This window comes from Faecalimicrobium sp. JNUCC 81 (assembly GCF_053667625.1).
This window is the reverse complement of the sequence record NZ_CM132203.1, coordinates 2,473,739-2,491,516: the sequence shown is the minus strand read 5'-3', so window position 1 is coordinate 2,491,516 and position 17,778 is coordinate 2,473,739. Positions and strand designations below refer to the sequence as shown.

17 protein-coding genes are annotated in these 17,778 nt (G+C 26.5%); 7 read left to right on the top strand and 10 right to left on the bottom strand.

The annotated features are described in order from the left end of the window. Positions 1-15 precede the first annotated feature (15 nt). Both JNUCC81_RS12495 and JNUCC81_RS12490 read right to left on the bottom strand, forming a co-directional pair. The gene (locus JNUCC81_RS12495) at positions 16-807 is read right to left on the bottom strand and encodes a nitroreductase family protein (protein WP_454093777.1); all 792 of its coding nucleotides are present in this window, start codon (positions 805-807) and stop codon (positions 16-18) included. 117 nt (positions 808-924) lie between these two features. Next, positions 925-1,326: a hypothetical protein gene (locus JNUCC81_RS12490; RefSeq protein ID WP_454093776.1), complete on the bottom strand. Its 402-nt coding sequence runs from the start codon at positions 1,324-1,326 to the stop codon at positions 925-927. A 190-nt stretch (positions 1,327-1,516) separates the two neighbouring features. Here JNUCC81_RS12490 and JNUCC81_RS12485 point away from each other — a divergent pair, with 190 nt between their 5' ends. From JNUCC81_RS12485 to JNUCC81_RS12475, 3 genes are all read left to right on the top strand, one after another. Continuing rightward, entirely contained in the window at positions 1,517-2,665 is a 1,149-nt protein-coding gene (locus tag JNUCC81_RS12485) for a DUF362 domain-containing protein (RefSeq protein WP_454093775.1), read from the top strand. Positions 2,666-2,792: 127 nt separating this feature from the next. Continuing rightward, positions 2,793-4,007, top strand: coding sequence for a hydantoinase/carbamoylase family amidase (locus JNUCC81_RS12480; protein WP_454093774.1), 1,215 nt, complete (start codon positions 2,793-2,795; stop codon positions 4,005-4,007). A 2-nt stretch (positions 4,008-4,009) separates the two neighbouring features. Continuing rightward, a complete protein-coding gene (locus JNUCC81_RS12475) occupies positions 4,010-5,284 on the top strand; it encodes a dihydroorotase (RefSeq protein WP_454093773.1) in 1,275 nt (424 codons plus the stop codon). Positions 5,285-5,356: 72 nt separating this feature from the next. Here the strand turns inward: JNUCC81_RS12475 and JNUCC81_RS12470 are convergent, their stop codons facing one another. From JNUCC81_RS12470 to JNUCC81_RS12445, 6 genes are all read right to left on the bottom strand, one after another. After that, positions 5,357-5,854 (bottom strand): hypothetical protein, encoded by a 498-nt coding sequence (locus JNUCC81_RS12470; RefSeq protein WP_454093772.1) that lies wholly within the window; start codon positions 5,852-5,854, stop codon positions 5,357-5,359. Positions 5,855-6,018: 164 nt separating this feature from the next. Continuing rightward, a complete protein-coding gene (locus JNUCC81_RS12465; RefSeq protein ID WP_454093771.1) occupies positions 6,019-7,257 on the bottom strand; it encodes an ABC transporter permease in 1,239 nt (412 codons plus the stop codon). A gap of 3 nt (positions 7,258-7,260) precedes the next feature. Beyond that, positions 7,261-7,965, bottom strand: coding sequence for an ABC transporter ATP-binding protein (locus tag JNUCC81_RS12460; RefSeq protein ID WP_454093770.1), 705 nt, complete (start codon positions 7,963-7,965; stop codon positions 7,261-7,263). Then, positions 7,934-9,004, bottom strand: coding sequence for an efflux RND transporter periplasmic adaptor subunit (locus JNUCC81_RS12455; protein WP_454093769.1), 1,071 nt, complete (start codon positions 9,002-9,004; stop codon positions 7,934-7,936). The genes JNUCC81_RS12460 and JNUCC81_RS12455 overlap by 32 nt, the downstream gene beginning before the upstream one ends. 209 nt (positions 9,005-9,213) lie before the next feature. Continuing rightward, positions 9,214-10,218, bottom strand: coding sequence for a sensor histidine kinase (locus JNUCC81_RS12450; protein ID WP_454093768.1), 1,005 nt, complete (start codon positions 10,216-10,218; stop codon positions 9,214-9,216). 19 nt (positions 10,219-10,237) lie between these two features. Beyond that, a complete protein-coding gene (locus JNUCC81_RS12445; protein WP_454093767.1) occupies positions 10,238-10,912 on the bottom strand; it encodes a response regulator transcription factor in 675 nt (224 codons plus the stop codon). Positions 10,913-11,096: 184 nt separating this feature from the next. Here JNUCC81_RS12445 and JNUCC81_RS12440 point away from each other — a divergent pair, with 184 nt between their 5' ends. Then, on the top strand, positions 11,097-11,864 hold the full coding sequence (locus tag JNUCC81_RS12440; RefSeq protein WP_454093766.1) for an ABC transporter ATP-binding protein: 768 nt from the start codon (positions 11,097-11,099) through the stop codon (positions 11,862-11,864). Continuing rightward, positions 11,851-13,755 (top strand): FtsX-like permease family protein, encoded by a 1,905-nt coding sequence (locus tag JNUCC81_RS12435; protein ID WP_454093765.1) that lies wholly within the window; start codon positions 11,851-11,853, stop codon positions 13,753-13,755. The genes JNUCC81_RS12440 and JNUCC81_RS12435 overlap by 14 nt, the downstream gene beginning before the upstream one ends. Before the next feature lie 63 nt (positions 13,756-13,818). On the opposite strand, the gene JNUCC81_RS12430 is transcribed toward JNUCC81_RS12435, so the two are convergent. Continuing rightward, on the bottom strand, positions 13,819-14,412 hold the full coding sequence (locus JNUCC81_RS12430; RefSeq protein WP_454093764.1) for a GNAT family N-acetyltransferase: 594 nt from the start codon (positions 14,410-14,412) through the stop codon (positions 13,819-13,821). Positions 14,413-15,119: 707 nt separating this feature from the next. On the opposite strand from JNUCC81_RS12430, the gene JNUCC81_RS12425 reads away from it, so the two are divergent. Next, positions 15,120-16,358: a VanW family protein gene (locus JNUCC81_RS12425; RefSeq protein ID WP_454093763.1), complete on the top strand. Its 1,239-nt coding sequence runs from the start codon at positions 15,120-15,122 to the stop codon at positions 16,356-16,358. A 38-nt stretch (positions 16,359-16,396) separates the two neighbouring features. On the opposite strand, the gene JNUCC81_RS12420 is transcribed toward JNUCC81_RS12425, so the two are convergent. Further along, a complete protein-coding gene (locus tag JNUCC81_RS12420) occupies positions 16,397-17,011 on the bottom strand; it encodes a PH domain-containing protein (protein ID WP_454093762.1) in 615 nt (204 codons plus the stop codon). A 214-nt stretch (positions 17,012-17,225) separates the two neighbouring features. On the opposite strand from JNUCC81_RS12420, the gene JNUCC81_RS12415 reads away from it, so the two are divergent. After that, entirely contained in the window at positions 17,226-17,777 is a 552-nt protein-coding gene (locus JNUCC81_RS12415; protein WP_208334585.1) for an NADH peroxidase, read from the top strand. Position 17,778 lies beyond the last annotated feature (1 nt).

Below are 17,778 nucleotides of genomic sequence, written 5' to 3'. Positions count from 1 at the left end.
AAAAAGGAGAAAGAACTATCTTTCTCCTTTTTTATTTTCACCTATAAAAAATTTGATATTTTTATTTATAGAGCGATTCATTTCCAATGCAAAATTAGAACTTATTTTTCTCATAAATAATAGTTGACCAAAATTATCAGCATTAAAAATATTAGTCTTTGGCATATTATTTTCTTTATTTTTAAACATATCTACAAGTTCGTTATTATTCAAGTCTTTATACTTTTCATCAAAAACTATATATTTCTCGTCAAATCTATCTCGAAAAGTTTTTTTATAATCTTTAGGATAATACCCTAGAGTGAGCATGGCAGCAGGAAATGTATAATCAGGCAGATTTAATAAACTCTTATGTATTTCATAATTTTCCATTATATCTCCTATATAGCAACTACCAATTCCTAAACTTTCAGCAGTAATAACCACATTTTGAGCAGCTATTAATGCATCATTTACAGCGAGCATGAAGTCATTAATTCCAGGGGATGTAAATTCTTTATTATTACTTTTAGCTATTTTTTCTACGTCACAAATCTTAAAGTATTTATACCACTTATGCATATCAGCCACAAACAATAAAACTAAAGGAGCTTTTTTTATAAAAGTCTGATTATCACAAGTTATACTTAACTTTTCCTTAGTTTCTTTGTTTGTTACTTTAATTATAGAATACATCATCATATTACCCGCAGTAGGAGCCTTTATTGCGCTTTCAATTAATAAGTCTAAGTGTTCCTTAGATATAGGTTGTTCTTCATATCTTCTTAGAGATACTCTATTATTTATTGTTTCTATTGTAGCATTCATACAAAATCCCCCTAAAATAAAGTATATATAAAGTTCTATGCAAAGCATAAATATCCTTTACAAGTTGTTACTTTTAACAAATAAATAAAAGCCTAGAATTTAATCTAGGCTTTTTATTTATCCTAACTCAATAGGTGGTGTTGATGGTTGAGAAAGAGCTTTGAAAGGTATAGTATCAACTTGTGTACCTAAAGGTTTTAACTGTAATGGTTCATTCCAAGTAATCCATACTCTAGTAGTTTCATTTTTATTTCCTAAAAATGCTAAGTCTTTTAGTTCTAAGGATACAGTGCTTTTACCAGGAACTAAAATATCTCCTTGGTATTTATCGCCATAAGCTCCCCACTCAACAGTAATATCTCTAGTAGTATGATTTGTTATATCTACAACAGGATAATGTTTATCTTGAGTCATTTTAACGTTATTATCAGCAGTTATAGAGCTATTATCAGCATAAGAAATAATACCTAGTGATAATACCATGAGCATTGTAAGTAAAGATAATTTTAATTTATTCATATAAATCACTCCTATATTTTGTTAGAAATAAAACCTTTTATATAGTATCCTCATGTTCAAAACTAAATATGTAAAAATATAGATAGTAAATTATGTATTAAATTTTATCTAATAAAGATAAACATGATATATAATTAATAAAAAGAAATAAAATACTAATATATAAATTTAAGTTAATAAAGGGGAAAAAATGAAAAAGGTATCTGTTATAAGATGTGATAATTATGATTATGAAAATGTATCAAAATCTATAGAAAGAAACTTAGAAAATATAGGTGGATTAGAATCATATATAAAGCCAAAAAGTAAAGTACTTATAAAGCCTAACTTATTAATGAAAAAGACTCCTGAAGAAGCTACAACAACTCATCCTATTGTAGTTAAAGTTTTATGTAAAAAACTTTTAAATTTAAATTGTGAAGTAATAATAGCTGATAGTCCAGGAGGTCCATATACACAGGGATCACTAAAAGGAATATATAAGTCTTCTGGTATGGAAGATGTAGCAAATGATTTAGGGATAAATCTAAACTATGATGTTTCGGATATTAAAGTAGAAAATAAAGATGCACATGCGCTTAAGTATATGGATATTATAACACCCATAACAAAAGTAGACCATGTAATAAATGTATGTAAATTAAAAACTCATGGAATGGCAACTTTTACTGGAGGAGTAAAAAACTTATATGGTTGTATAGCTGGCTTAAAAAAAGCAGAAATACATTATAGATTTCCTACAGAAGAATTATTTTGTGAAGATGTGCTTCTAGATATATGTTCCTATGTAAATCCAACTCTTACTATAATGGATGGAATAGTTGGAATGGAAGGTGATGGACCTTCAGCTGGATCTCCAAGAAAAATAGGTGTATTATTAGCATCTTCTAGCCCTTATGCAATAGATACTGTAGCTTGTAAAATTATAAATCTAGATTGTGACAAAGTTCCAACAATAAGAGGTTCTATAAAAAGAAATTATATACAGAAAGATTTATCGGATGTAGAAATTTTAGGTGATGATATAAATCCATTAATAATAAAAGATTTTAAAATTCCAAGTACTAGCAAAGATTTTAGATTATTATCATCAACTCTACCTAAATTTTTGCATGAACCTATAACAAAACTTATTACTCCAAAGCCGATAATAAGAGATAAAGATTGTATAAAATGTGGTAAATGTATTGAGGCTTGCCCAGCAAAAGTTATGAAATTAAAAGATAAGAAAGTAGTTATAAATTTAGATAAATGCATAAGATGCTATTGTTGTCATGAATTATGTCCTAAAAAAGCGATAGATATTAAGCGTAATTTTATATTTAAATTATTAAAATAAATCGAATTTTATTAGAAAAAATATAAATTTAATTCGTTATAATCATTTAAAATCATGTATATATAGGGTATAATATAGTAAAAAGGTCGTATATAAGTAAATATTCAAATATAATGGGGGATATATTATGACTTCAAAAAGAGAAGATGTACAATATTTAGAGTATGTATTTGGAAAGTTTTATGATATTGGAGCTAATTCATACGGTGGAGTAACAAGACTAGGATACTCTAAAGTAGAAGACGAAATGCACGATATGTTTAAATACTTAGGGGAGAAAGAGAATTTTTATACTTATATAGATGAAGTAGGAAATACTTATGTAGCTAATGATATTAGCGATAAAGAATATTATTTATTAGGTTCTCATTTAGATTCTGTTGTAAATGGTGGAAGATACGATGGTGTAGCAGGAGTTATAGCAGGACTTTTAATATTAAGTTGGGCTAAAAATGATAAGTTAGATATACCAATTAGAGTTGCAGCATTTAGATGTGAAGAATCAAGTAATTTTGGAAAATGTACTATAGGTAGTGGACTTATAACAAAAGAACTAACTAAAAATGATGTACGTGGATTAGTCTCTAAAACAGGTAAATCAATTATTGAGATATTTAATAATAAAGATTATAACTTAAATCCTAAAAAAATAGAAAATATAAAGCAATACTTAGAACTACATATTGAACAAGGAAAGGTATTAGAAGAATATGGTATAAAGGTTGGAATAGTTAGTGATATAGCAGGACCAAGAAGGTTTAGTTTATGTATTCATGGTGAAGCAGAACATTCAGGAGCAACTCCTATGGATATGAGACAAGATGCACTTTGTGCCGCATCAGAATTTATATTAGAACTTGAAAGAATAGGTAGGGAAGAACTTTATAGGAAGTCTGTAACAACTGTAGGAGTAATAAGCAATGGTCCGAATGTATTAAATGTTATACCAGGAGAAGTTAATCTTGGAATAGATATAAGAGGAATTGATATAGAAAGCTTAGATAGTATTGTAGAAAAGATGAATCTGGCTATAACAGATATTTCACAAAAAAGGGATGTTAAATTCTTTTTACAAGATGAAGGATCTTTTGATCCTGTAAAAATGAGTTCTTATATTCAAAAAAAATTAATTGAATGCAGTGATAAATTAAAAATATCTCATAAGGTAATGCCAAGTGGAGCAGGACATGATGCTATGGCATTTACAAAATTATGTGATAGCGCAATGGTATTTATCCCATGTTATAGAGGGATTAGTCATAATAAAAGTGAATTCTCTTCATTATTAAGTATATATGATGGAGCAAGGGTTATATATGAATATTTAAAGGGAGAAATATAGACATGATACTTATAAAAAATGGGAGAGTAATCGACCCTAAGACAAAACGAGATGAAGTTTTAGATATAGTTATAAAAGAAAATAAAGTATACAAAATAGGAAAATTTCCAATAACAAGTGAATACACAAGTGTAGTAGACGCTAGTGGATACATAGTAGCGCCAGGGTTAATAGACGTACATGTTCATTTTAGAGACCCAGGATTTACGCATAAAGAAGATATAGAAAGTGGATCATTATCAGCAGCAAGAGGTGGATTTACTACGGTTATATGTATGGCTAATACTAATCCAATAGTAGATAATGAACAAACTTTAAAATATATAATGAATAAATCTAAAAAATCACCTATAAATGTATTACAAGTAGCATCTATAAGTAAAGGATTTAAAGGTGAAGAATTAGTAGATATGGAAAAATTAAAATCATTAGGTGCAGTTGGATTTAGTGATGATGGTTTACCTATAATGAATAGTGATACTATTTTAAAAGCAATGAATAAAGCTAAAGAGATAAATGTTCCTCTAAGTTTTCATGAAGAAGATCCATCTCTTATAAGTAATCCAGGGATAAATGAAGGTGAAATTTCTAGAAAGCTTAAAATAAGTGGAGCATCAAATGTAGCTGAAGATGTTATGGTAGCCAGAGATTGTATGCTAGCTATAAAAACAGGTGCAAAAGTAAATATACAACATATAAGCTCTGGAGTTTCTGTTGAAGTTGTAAGGATGGCTAAAAAATTAGGTGCGAATGTTTTTGCAGAAGCAACGCCACATCATTTTACATTAACAGAAGATGATGTACTTAAGCATGGTACTAATGCTAAAATGAATCCTCCACTTAGAACTCAAGATGATAAGTATAAAATAATAGAAGGGCTACAAGATGATACTATTGAAATAATAGCAACAGACCATGCGCCACATACCAATGAAGAAAAGGACGTAGAATTTAAAAAAGCACCAAGTGGCATAATAGGCCTTGAAACAGCGCTATCTTTAGGGGTAACTAATTTAGTTAGAAAAGGTCATTTAAGCATAATGAAGTTAATTGAAAAAATGACTATAAATCCTGCTAAATTATATAACTTAGAAAGTGGATGTATAGAAGAAGGCGGATTAGCAGATTTAGTTATATTTGCTCCAAATGAAAAGTATATAGTAAAAGATTATGTATCTAAGGCAAGTAACTCACCATTTACGGGAAGTAGTCTATATGGAAAAGTTAAATATACCATATGTAGAGGTAAAGTAGTATTTGAAGATATAGAAGAGTAGTATAATTATAATATAAATAAAAAAGATGATTTTATATAAAATCATCTTTTTTATTTATATGTATTACAAAGTTTATTTATTTTTATTATAAATTTTAATTGTTTCCTCTATATGATTTATATATTTATCTGTAAGATTGGCATTATAGTTATTTTTTAATTTCATTATAGCTGGATAACCTATTTTAAATGCTTCCTCATGATATAGCATAGTCTGTTCATAATCTCCTTTCATTGCAAACTCAGTTGATTTTATTTGAAATTCTAAACCTTGACTTACTTGTATTATAGTAGATTTTAAGTTATTATCTTTTATATTTTTAAGCGATTTTTTAGAATAATTTTTCATTTCATTTTCATATATAGACATTTCTCGATTATAAAATTCTTTCTCATTTATTTTTCCTTTATTATAATCTTCATCTAATTCATTAATAAGACTATATCTATTATTTAAATTATTAGATACCATATCTAAGGCTTCATCATCATTTAACTTTTTTAATGAATTAAAACCAAATAAAGATATAGTAGTAAGTATAAATATTATCAGTATAAATGCTTTTTTCATTTATTCACAACCCTTCATATAATATTATATTTAGAGTATATGTTATTTATAATCTACTATTCCAGATGAAGTGAAATTAATTAGTGTAAATTTTGTTATTTATAAAATTTTAATTTTACTAATTAAAAAAAGAGAGTAGCTAAACTCTCTTTAATATATTATATCTATTTGTAAATAGCTTTTATAGGGTCTAGCCTAGATGCTTTAAATGCAGGTATAATACCAAATATTACACCTGTAACAACTGTAGTTATGCTAGCAAAGAAGAAGCTATTTATGTTAGGTATAGCTTTAAATGGAAGATAATTTGATGCATAGTTAACTACTATAAATCCTACTATTATTCCAAGTATTCCTCCGCATACTGTTATAAATACAGCTTCAACTAAAAACTGAAACATTATAGTACGAGGTTTAGCTCCTATTGCACGTCTTATACCTATTTCTCTTTGTCTTTCCATAACAGAAACATACATTATATTCATAACTCCAATACCTCCTACAAACATTGATATAGCAGTTATTAAAGTAACAAACTTATTTATAGTAGAGATCATATTATTAAGCTCTTGAGTAGATTCAGATGGATCATCAGTATTATATGAACCATTTATATCAGGATGAAGTTCATAAAGTTTACTAATGACATTATTTGCAACTTCAAAAACATCATATCCTTTAGAGACAACTAAATCTAGGGCATATATTTCTTGAGAATAATTATATTGATTAATTAACCCATCTAAAGCTTTTTTAGGCATGTATGAAGTAACAAATCCTTCCATAGGATTCATATTGTATATAGATTTATTCTCATCAGGTTTATTAGAAATAGAACTTTCATCTACTATACCAATTATTTCATATATTGTGCCATTTATTAAGATACCTTTACCAAGAGCTCTTTCAGGATTGTCAAATAAATCAGTTGCATTTTGCATAGTAAGAATAATAACTTTTCTATTAACATCATCTAAAGAAAAGCTTCTTCCATATATAGGATTTAGTTTAGTATCTTTTTTTAACTCAGCAATTTCTACAGAAGTAGTTTTTTTATCATAAGTAGCTTCATTAAAATAAGTTGAAGCAAAGTCAAAATCTTCTTTACTAGGACCTATTTTTTCAATACCTTCAGTAAAAGATAGTTGTTCTATATCTTCGTTAGTAAAAGGCTTTAAAAATATACTCATATTCGTCATACTATAATCAGCAGGTTCAAAATGAATTCTTGCTTTATTAGGATTTACCTTATTAACTGAAGTTTCTACTTCTTTTTTTAGCCCATTACCAATAGAACTGACTAATATAACAGAAGTAATACCCATAATAATCCATAAAAGAGTTACAAAAACTCTAAGTTTATGTCCTTTTAAATTGGCTAAGGTACTTTTAACTAAATTCATGATTTACACCTCCAAAGATAACACACCATCTTTAAGTCTTACAACTTTAGTAGCATATTTTACTAAGTCAGCATCGTGTGTAACCATTATTATAGTTTTCCCTTGATTATTTAAATCTTTAAGTAAATTCATAATTTCTTCACTTGTCTCGCTATCTAATGCACCAGTGGGTTCATCTGCAAATATTAGTTGAGGATTATTAACCAATGAACGAGCAATAGCTATACGTTGTTGTTGACCACCAGACAGTTGAAGAGGCGGTTGTTTTATTTTATCAAGCAATCCCACTGATTCTAGTTTTTCTTTTACAATTTTTTCTCTTTCAGATTTTCTTAAAGATGCATCGTAAATAAGAGGCAATTCAACATTTTGATAAACATCTAAAGTTTCTATTAAATTAAATTGTTGAAATACAAATCCTATATTTTTATTTCTAAATGTAGAACGTTGATTTTCATTTAAGTTAGTTACATTTTCACCATTAAATATATAATCACCATCATCAAATTTATCTAAAAAACCTAAAACATTAAGTAAAGTAGTTTTACCACTACCTGATTTACCCATTATCATTACAAATTCACCAGATTCTATCTCTAAGCTAAGTGATTTTAGTACATGAAACTTTTCTTTTCCTACTTTATAATACTTTTGAATATTTTCTAATTTAATTATATTACTCAACTTTTTCAGCCATCCCTTCATCATTAGAAGGAGTATCACCCGCATTTATAGCATCTCCTTCTTTCATACCTTCTGATGGGTATCTAACTAAAACATCATTTTTATCAAGGCCAGATTTTACAACAGTAAGTTCTTCATCAGTGCTTGCTATTTCAACTATTTGTTTTTTTAGAATTCCGTTTATACTTTCAAATACATAAGGTTTATCATTTTCATCTCTTAATATACATGATGTTGGTATTTTAGATAAAGAATCTCTAATTTCGATAGAAGCTTGAACGTGGAATCCATTTACTAGACCTTCTTGGTCATCAAATGAAATGCTTATATCGTAATAAGATAGAGAACCTTGACCACCCATATTCATATCATTAGCTTGAGATGAAGGTCTATCAGATATAAAGCTTATTCTTCCGGTTACTTTTTTATCTGTTGAAAATACTAAAACATTAACAGGATCATCTATTTGAAGTTTAGATAAATCTTGTTCACTAGCTTGGCCTTTCATATAATATTGGTTACTTTGAAGTGTAATAAATGAAGTAGGCTCAGCTGCATTTTCAGATTTTTCATTTAAATATACTTTTCCATCAAATGGAGCATAAGTATTTATATAAGCTTTTTTATCCAAAGCCGCTATTTGAGCATTTAATTTACTTATTTCTGTGTTTATAAGAGGATCATCAGAACTATTAGATTTTTTCAGTTCGTTTACTTGAGATTTTAGACCATCGATTTCATTTAAAATAGCATCATTTTTACAAGTAAATAAAAGGTCTCCCTTTTTTACGATTTTCCCATTTGTAACATTTAACTTACTTATTTCACCTTCTGAAGAAGGATTAAAATCTTTTGATTCAGTAGGTAAAATTTTACCATTTATAAATACTTTTTCATTATCTGCGATAGTATAAGTTTCAATATAATTTTCAGTTTCCCCTAATTTTTCATTATTAATTTTACTTCTGCTGTAAATAAATATACCTGTAGCTAATACAATTATAGTTACAACTCCAATCCCTATTAATACCTTTTTGTTTTTTAATTTTTCTAAAAAAGACATATACCCCTCCTAATGTAAATAATACTCCAAGTAAATTATAGGACTAAATATAACTATAAGTCAAAGCAAAATAAGAAATAAAACAATATTGTAATTAAGTTGACAATTTTAAAAAAAATATTATAAAATTTTATAGAAAAAAATATAAAAAAATATCGGAAATTTATAATATTAATAAAACAAAAAGAATTAGCGATAGAGCTAATTCTTTAATTAATTATATTTAATTTTATTATAAATTCACTATATTCCCCGTAAGAAGATTTAACCTCAATATCGTGATTTAGCTTAGAGCAGAGTTCTTTTACTAAGTATAAACCAAGCCCTGTAGATTTAGCATTATGTCTTCCATTATTCCCAGTAAATCCTTTATCAAATACTCTAACTAAATCTTCTTCTTTAATGCCACATCCAGTATCTTTTACTTTTATTAAAATACAATTTGATAAAATCTCTCCAGTTATGGAAATAGAATCACCTTTGTCTGTATATTTTAGAGAATTTCCGACTAATTGATCAAATATAAATAAAAGCCATTTTTTATCAGATAAAACAGTATAATCTAAGTTATCTAATGTTAAACTTATTTTATTTGATATAAAATATTTAGAATACTTCTTTATTATTTCTCGAATAACTGGTTGAAGATTTACCTCCTGAACTAGGAAATCTCTATGGAAATCATCAAGCCTAGAAAGATAGAGAACTCTTTCAACTGAATTCTCAATTCTCATTACTTCATTATCTATTTCATCTAAGGTTTTCTCAAAGTATGGATTTTCATTTTGCTCTATTATAAGTTTCATTATAGCTATAGGCATTTTAATATCATGAACCCACATGTCCATTATTTCTTTGTTTTCTTTTACTTTATTAAAATTATTATCAATAAGGTCTTCACATTTTATTTTATAATCATTAATAATATCTAAATAAATTTTTTCCTCCAGAGACGTTTTAAATATACTTACAGAATTAAGATTATTAGAAGCTAAACCTTCATCTAATAATTTTAAAAATTTATTTTTCCTAGAATAACTAATAAATAAATACAAAAATAAAAGGACTAAGTTAAGGATTATTATATAAGAGACTGTGTCAATTAAAAGTTCATTGATAGGAGAAAGTAAAATGACAGATATAGTAAAAAATAAAAATATAAAATTAAATAATAATAAACCTTGTTGGTCTTTTAAAAAATCTTTAAATTTCATTTATTCACCTAATTTTAAACTACACGATTATATAGCCTAAACCTCTCTTAGTTTCTATAAAGTTTTCAAGATCAATATCTTTTAATTTAGTTCTTATTCTATTAACATTTACAGTTAAAGTATTATCGTCGACAAACCAATCACTATCCCATAATTTTTTCATAAGTTTATCTCTACTTACTATCTGAGATTTATGCTTCATAAGTTCATGAAGTATTTTTATTTCATTTTTAGTTAACTCTATTGATTTATCATTATAGGTAATAAGTGCAGTTGATAAGTCAAGAGTAACCCCATTATGAACTATTTTATCAGATGAATTATCGGAAAAATTATAAGTTCTTCTAAGTAAGGCATTAACTTTGGCAACCAATACATCTATTGAAAAAGGTTTTTGAATATAATCATCTGCACCTAAATTTACACCCATAATAACGTCCATATTAGAGTTTCTAGATGATATAAATATTATTGGAACTTGAGAGATTTTTCTTATTTCATTGCACCAATGAAAACCATCATAAAAAGGTAGATTTATATCAAGCAAAAGTAATTGAGGATTGAAATTTTTAAATTCTTCAACTACATTTTCTAGGTTTTCTATTTTATGAACATTATGCCCCCATCTAGATAAACATTCACAGATTTGATTCTTTAGGGCTGTATCATCTTCTACAATCATTATTTTAAACATTGTTTCCTCCATATTAAGTATTGATATATTTTAAATATACGTATATTTTAAACATAAATTAGAGAAAAATGAAGAATTTTTAAAAATACTTACGAAATTGTAAGGTATACTTAATTTAATTAAATGGTTAAAAATATTTCGTAGATATATAATAAGTTCATAAGAATTTTATAAGGAGGATAAAATGAAAGATATATTAAAGGTAGAAAATGTAAGAAAGGAATATGGAAAAAGGAATACTAAATATGAAGCCCTAAAAGGGGTAAGTTTTAAAGTGAGAAAAGGAGAATTTGTTGGTATAATGGGGGCATCGGGAGCTGGTAAATCAACTTTACTAAATATTATATCTACAATAGATACTCAAAGTAGTGGAAAAGTTTATATAAATGATAACGATATAAAAAATATGAATCAAAACCAAATAGCTGATTTTAGACGAGATAATTTAGGATTTGTTTTTCAAGACTCAAGCTTACTCGATACACTTACAATTAAAGAAAATATAATGCTACCATTATCTCTTAAAAATGAAAAAGTAAAAAATATAGAAGTTAGAGTAAAAGAAGTAGCAAAATCACTTAATATATTAGAACTATTAAATAAATACCCATATGAAGTTTCGGGAGGACAAAATCAAAGAGTAGCAGTATGTAGATCAATAGTAGGGAAACCATCATTAGTACTTGCAGATGAACCAACTGGAGCTCTTGACTCAAAATCAGCAAGAGATCTTTTACATACGTTTAGTCATTTAAATAAAAATGAAAAAGTAACTATACTTATGGTAACTCATGACCCAATGAGTGCTAGTTATTGTGACAGAATTTTATTCATAAAAGATGGAATTATTTTTACAGAACTTATAAAAGGGGATAGCACAAAGGAATTTTATCAAAAGATATTAGGTACGGTAGCCATGCTTGGAGGCGTTGATAGAAATGAATTTATTTAGTATTTCTTTTAAAAACGTAAAAAATAGTGTGTCAAATTATATAATGTATTTTATATCTATAGTATTTAGTGTATTTATATATTTTACTTTTAAATCTATACAATATAATGAAGCTTTATCTATATTAGGTAAGACAAAAAGAACTGGAATTAATTCGGCAGCCATAGTTATAGCATTTTTCTCATTTATGTTTGTATATTACTCAAATGCTTTCTTTTTAAATAGAAGAAAAAAAGAAATTGGAACATATAGTTTATTAGGAATGAGAAAAAATCAAATTTCAAAAATGTTTTTTTATGAAACTTTAATAATAAGTACGTTTGCAATAATACTAGGGGTAACTTTAGGATTTTTATTTTCAAAGCTTATTACTATGCTACTTGTTAAATTAATGGGAGAAATTGTAGTAGTTAAGATGACATTAAATATAAAATCATTAGCTAGCACTATTATAGTATTTTATTTAATATTTACATTAATTGGAATAAGGAATACATTTGTAATACGACAAAAGAAACTTATTAGATTATTTAAACAAGAACCTGAAGTTAAATCTTATAAAAAGCCATCTGTGTTATTAGGCATTTTAGGTATAACTTTAATAATAATAGGATATATTATGGCGACAAGTAAGATGTTAGAAATGGAAATTATTTTAGCACCACTTATACTGATTTTTATAATACCAGGCACATTTTTATTTTTTTCAAGTGTGCTTTCTATAATATTAAATACAATCAAGAAAAATAAGATTTTTTATTATAAAGGTATAAATTTAGTTGCATTTTCAGGGCTTAGTTATAATATAAAAAGTAACTCAAAATTATTAGCTACAATAGCAATTTTAATAGCAACGAGTGTTACTATTTTGGGATTCAATATATCATATTATTACACTATTGCTCAAGGTATTAGAGAAAATTATAAATATAGTTATAACATAAATACTGAAAATGATTATGTAAATAAAGAAGTAGATAAAATATTAGAGAAGTATAAAAATAACATAACTCTTGATAAGACAATAGAATTAATAGATACAGAAACTAATTACATAGACATAATGTACTATGGCATTAAACAAGAAACTAGAGATAACATATCTATAATGAAAGAAAGTGATTTTATAGATATACAATATAAAGAAGAAAATTATGAAAAATTAAAGTCAGATAAATATATATATTATTCAAGTGATATATACAAAAAATATAGGTATAAATCTCTTGAAGGTGAAATTCTAAATATAGATAAAAATAAGCTTAAAGTACAAAATGAATTTTATGAACCTATGGTAAATGAAGGATCAACATATAATATAGTTGTGGTTAGAGATAGTGTATATAATAAATTAGAAAAAGATAATGAAAGTAGAAAATTAAGAATAATAAATATAAAAGATATGGATTCATTAGAACTAGCAGATAAATTAGTAAAAGTTGTTGAAAATAATATTGGAAAAAATTATCCATTTAATATTACATCTAATATAAAATCACATGCAGAAACTATGCAAAGCGGAGGATTGTTGTTATTTATAGGGATGTTTTTATCAGCTGTATTTCTACTTTGTACAGGAAGTATAATATTATTTAAACAATTATCTAGTATATATGATGACAAGAATAGATATATAACTCTTAAAAAAATCGGAGCAAATAATAAAGATATAGAAAAAATATTATCAAAGCAATTAAAATTAATATTTATACTACCACTACTAGTAGGTACAATTCATAATTTATTTGCAATGATTATAGTACAAAAACTTATACAGAGAAATATACTTGTACCGATTTTAATAACACTAGTTATATATTATATAGGATATTTTATATATTATTTAGTAACATTAAAGTATGCTAAAGATATGTTAATAAATGAAATATAAAATTATATTGGGTAAATTAAAATAAAGAGGATAATTTATATCCCCTTTATTTTAATTTATTTTTTAAGCTGTAAATTCTATTTCTGGACTTACTGTATTATCTAATTTTTTCATAAGGATATTACGTTTTGTACCACACGGATTTTCTCTTTGAAGTTGAACTTCAAATCCTAAGCTTAATATTGTTTTTTGGCTATAGATATTTTCAATAGCTACAGCCGTTACTATATGGCTTTTTCCTCTATCTATAGATTCTTGTATTCTAGTCTCAAGTAGTAATTTATGTAATGCATTTCCACGATAAAGAGGGTCTACCATTACATAACCAGAGATATACGTTGAATCTATTTCGGTTTGACTTAAATTCATATCATAGAGATTATTTAAATAATTGCCACTTGGAACTTCACACATGGCTGATGCTATTAAAGTCTCTTCAACATAACACCCTATTATAAAGCCACCATTAGCTAAAACATCTTTCAATTGGAGTGTATCACGAAACTTAAGCCAATTTTTATTATCTAGGGTAACGCTTACCCTATTATATAAATTAGTAACGTCATTAAAGTTGGCCTCTGTAATAAAGCAAACATCAGCGTATAAGTTTTCGCAAAGTTCTCCATTGAATTTAGATAATTTTACCTTTTTTATCAAAATAGACACCGGTTGTTCACATAAGTTCGCTACACTTATGCAGTTCTCTTAAGTAATCACATTGGCGATTACTTTTATGAACTTCTCATATTTTCAAATGAGAGCAGACTATTTCTTCACCCTCGACATTACTCGTTAGGGGCAACCTACTTCCACTATCAATAGCTTATAGTGTACGACCTATCGGTCTAGTCGTTGAAGGTTTCCCTATTCGGGACTTCCCTGCATGAACATCCATTGTACTAGCACTTAGGGTTTAACCATATGCCATCCTAAGACTTTTTTCTACTTTCGTTCCGTCACGCTTAAAGCTATTCGCTTTTACGTTGTGGCACTTAGGCTTTAGGAATTATCTGCAATTCAAGTTGTGTCCTATGCAGATTTCTCTACATACGAGGCTTAAATCGTTACCTCTTTTCGTAATTAAGGAGAATAATCTCCAGTTTATATAAATTTATAAAAATGCTAACTATATTTTTATAAATTTACATAATGTAAATTTTATAATAAGTATTATAACATAATACTTAGAAAATGGAATTATATTTTACACACTTTTAACAAAAAAAACGAATATTTATAAATATGTATAAAAAATATCAGTAACATCTAAAAATAATACATATTTTTAATAAAAATATAAAGTAGAATATAAAAAAATATATAGGAAAATATAAATGTATATAATTATATTAAGGAGTATTTTTATGATAAAGCAAAGAATAATTACTAAGAAATTAATTTTTTTATTTTGTTTATTTATTATATCAACACTAAGCTTAGGTATGAATAAGTTAGAAGATGATTTAGATGGTAAAATATTTAAAAATATTTACATAGAAAATATAGATGTAGGTAAAATGAATATTCATGAAGCTAGTAAACAAATTAGTAATACATACAAATTAAAACCTATAAACATAAAATATATTTCTAAAAGATGGACGATAAACCCTAAAGACATAAATTTAGATTACAATATAGATAAATCTTTGCAAAATGCATATTCATATACAAGAAGTGATAATAGTAAGGAAAATTTAAAGAGAATTTTTAATCTAACATTTAAAGAAAAATATAAGATAGAACTTATAGCAACTTATGATGAGATAGTTTTAAGTAAACTTATAGAAAATATATCTAAAGAAATAAATAGAGAAGTTAAGCAAGCATCAATACAAGTAACAGAAAGTTCTCAAATACTAAAAACTCCATCTAAAGAAGGTATAGAAGTAGATATAGTAAAATTAAAAGAAGAAATATATAATATGTTAGATAAAAAAGATATAAAGGAAATAGAATTACCTACTCGTATAATAAAACCTACTATAACAACAGAAGATGTAGATTCTGTTAATACAATTTTAGGGCAATATAGTACTAGTTTTAATGATAATACTCCAAGAGGTAGTAATATTCATGTAGCAGGTCAAAGTACTAGTGATATACTTATAATGCCTGGAGAGACATTTTCATACAATAAATCTACAGGAGCTAGAACTTGGAGTAATGGATATAAAACTGCAAAAGTAATAGTAGGTGGAAGGTATGTAAACGGAGAAGGCGGAGGAGTATGTCAAGTTTCAACAACAATATATAATGCTGCCTTATTGGCTGGCATGGAGATAGAAGAGGTTCATAATCATACATTTGCATCAAGGTATGCACCTAGAGGAAAAGACGCAGCAGTATCATATGGATATACAGATTTAAAGTTTAAAAATCCTTTTTCTCATCCGATTTATATAAAGAATATAGTTAGTAATGGAGCTATAACATCAAAAATATATGGGTGTAAACAAGATAGAGAAAAATTATATATAAGAACTGAAGAAAAATACAATAAAGATAAAATAAATGTAAAGACATATAGAATATATTTAGATGAAGAAAATAATAAAATAAGAGAAGAATTAATTGCCGAAAGTAAATATAAGATAAAATAAAGCTAGTCAAAATGACTAGCTTTATTTTTATATAAATTTTAATTATTAATATACTTTTCGAAAACATATCCAAAATCTCTAATACTATATTTATTCTTAGAAGATACTAACCATTCAAACACATATTCATTAATATTTTTAAAGTTTTCCTCTAAATTAATGCCTTCAATACGATTAGATGACATAAGCGTAGCTGTTGTACGTATTGATTCATTAGTATAGTTTAATAAGATTTGATTATCTCTAGTAATTTCAGATATTTTTATTAAAGCTTTATATAAATCTTTTAACTGTTCTAATTGTTTTTTATCAACATCTATAGAAAAAATTTTTTGACCTATTGTAAACTTAATCTCAACGTCTAAGTCTATAGTTCCGGCAGTCTCTAAAGAAACATCAGATATATTATTAAGGTAGTAATCATAACGATATAAATTACGTTTTTTACTAATAGCATTTTCTCCATCAATATGAATTAAAGCTTTGTTAGTAAAACAATATTCATCAGATTTAGATTTTATAAGGAAATATATTGTTTCTCCATCCTCATGCATTATATAATCATCTGAATCCACTTTTTTATAGTCTTCAGGTCTTATTATCATACCTATATCACTTATACCAAGTGCATCGGAAGCAAACTTTTTTAACATGTGTAAACTCCTTTTGAAAATGTAATTTTAATTAATAAACTACTTAATTGAGTATTATTATAACATATATGTATAGATAAATATAAAAAGTTTATAATTGTTGTTTAGAGCAATTATCACCGGGTATATATAAGTTATAACAATGAATAATTAAGTTTAGATGAACTGAAATAAATTATATAGAAATTAAAATAAAAACTAGGAGGATATAAATATGAAAAAATTTGTTTGTACAGTATGTGGATATATATATGAAGGAGAAACAGCACCACAAGTATGTCCAGTATGTAAAGTAGGACCTGAAAAGTTCGAAGAAATGAAAGGTAACATGGTTTGGGCTGATGAACATAGAATAGGGGCAGCTCAAGGAGTAGATGAAGAAATATTAGAAGGATTAAGAGCAAACTTTGTTGGAGAATGTACAGAAGTAGGAATGTATCTTGCAATGAGCCGTCAAGCTGATAGAGAAGGATATCCAGAAGTAGCAGAAGCTTACAAGAGAATAGCATTTGAAGAAGCAGAACATGCAGCTAAATTTGCTGAATTATTAGGAGAAGTAGTAGTAGCTGATACTCAAGCTAACTTAAAAGCAAGAGTAGAAGCAGAATATGGAGCAACAGAAGGAAAACTAAAAATAGCTAAAAAAGCCAAAGAACTAGGTCTTGATGCTATACATGATACAGTACATGAAATGTGTAAAGATGAAGCAAGACATGGTAAAGCATTCTTAGGATTATTAGAAAGACATTTTGGAAAAAAAGCATAGA

What these genes read in the sequence shown, in the direction of transcription:
- JNUCC81_RS12495 (WP_454093777.1), bottom strand. Translation starts at nt 807, where the DNA reads ATGAATGCTACAATAGAAACAATAAATAATAGAGTATCTCTAAGAAGA.
- JNUCC81_RS12490 (WP_454093776.1), bottom strand. Translation starts at nt 1,326, where the DNA reads ATGAATAAATTAAAATTATCTTTACTTACAATGCTCATGGTATTATCA.
- JNUCC81_RS12485 (WP_454093775.1), top strand. Translation starts at nt 1,517, where the DNA reads ATGAAAAAGGTATCTGTTATAAGATGTGATAATTATGATTATGAAAAT.
- JNUCC81_RS12480 (WP_454093774.1), top strand. Translation starts at nt 2,793, where the DNA reads ATGACTTCAAAAAGAGAAGATGTACAATATTTAGAGTATGTATTTGGA.
- JNUCC81_RS12475 (WP_454093773.1), top strand. Translation starts at nt 4,010, where the DNA reads ATGATACTTATAAAAAATGGGAGAGTAATCGACCCTAAGACAAAACGA.
- JNUCC81_RS12470 (WP_454093772.1), bottom strand. Translation starts at nt 5,854, where the DNA reads ATGAAAAAAGCATTTATACTGATAATATTTATACTTACTACTATATCT.
- JNUCC81_RS12465 (WP_454093771.1), bottom strand. Translation starts at nt 7,257, where the DNA reads ATGAATTTAGTTAAAAGTACCTTAGCCAATTTAAAAGGACATAAACTT.
- JNUCC81_RS12460 (WP_454093770.1), bottom strand. Translation starts at nt 7,965, where the DNA reads ATGATGAAGGGATGGCTGAAAAAGTTGAGTAATATAATTAAATTAGAA.
- JNUCC81_RS12455 (WP_454093769.1), bottom strand. Translation starts at nt 9,004, where the DNA reads ATGTCTTTTTTAGAAAAATTAAAAAACAAAAAGGTATTAATAGGGATT.
- JNUCC81_RS12450 (WP_454093768.1), bottom strand. Translation starts at nt 10,218, where the DNA reads ATGAAATTTAAAGATTTTTTAAAAGACCAACAAGGTTTATTATTATTT.
- JNUCC81_RS12445 (WP_454093767.1), bottom strand. Translation starts at nt 10,912, where the DNA reads ATGTTTAAAATAATGATTGTAGAAGATGATACAGCCCTAAAGAATCAA.
- JNUCC81_RS12440 (WP_454093766.1), top strand. Translation starts at nt 11,097, where the DNA reads ATGAAAGATATATTAAAGGTAGAAAATGTAAGAAAGGAATATGGAAAA.
- JNUCC81_RS12435 (WP_454093765.1), top strand. Translation starts at nt 11,851, where the DNA reads ATGAATTTATTTAGTATTTCTTTTAAAAACGTAAAAAATAGTGTGTCA.
- JNUCC81_RS12425 (WP_454093763.1), top strand. Translation starts at nt 15,120, where the DNA reads ATGATAAAGCAAAGAATAATTACTAAGAAATTAATTTTTTTATTTTGT.
- JNUCC81_RS12420 (WP_454093762.1), bottom strand. Translation starts at nt 17,011, where the DNA reads ATGTTAAAAAAGTTTGCTTCCGATGCACTTGGTATAAGTGATATAGGT.
- JNUCC81_RS12415 (WP_208334585.1), top strand. Translation starts at nt 17,226, where the DNA reads ATGAAAAAATTTGTTTGTACAGTATGTGGATATATATATGAAGGAGAA.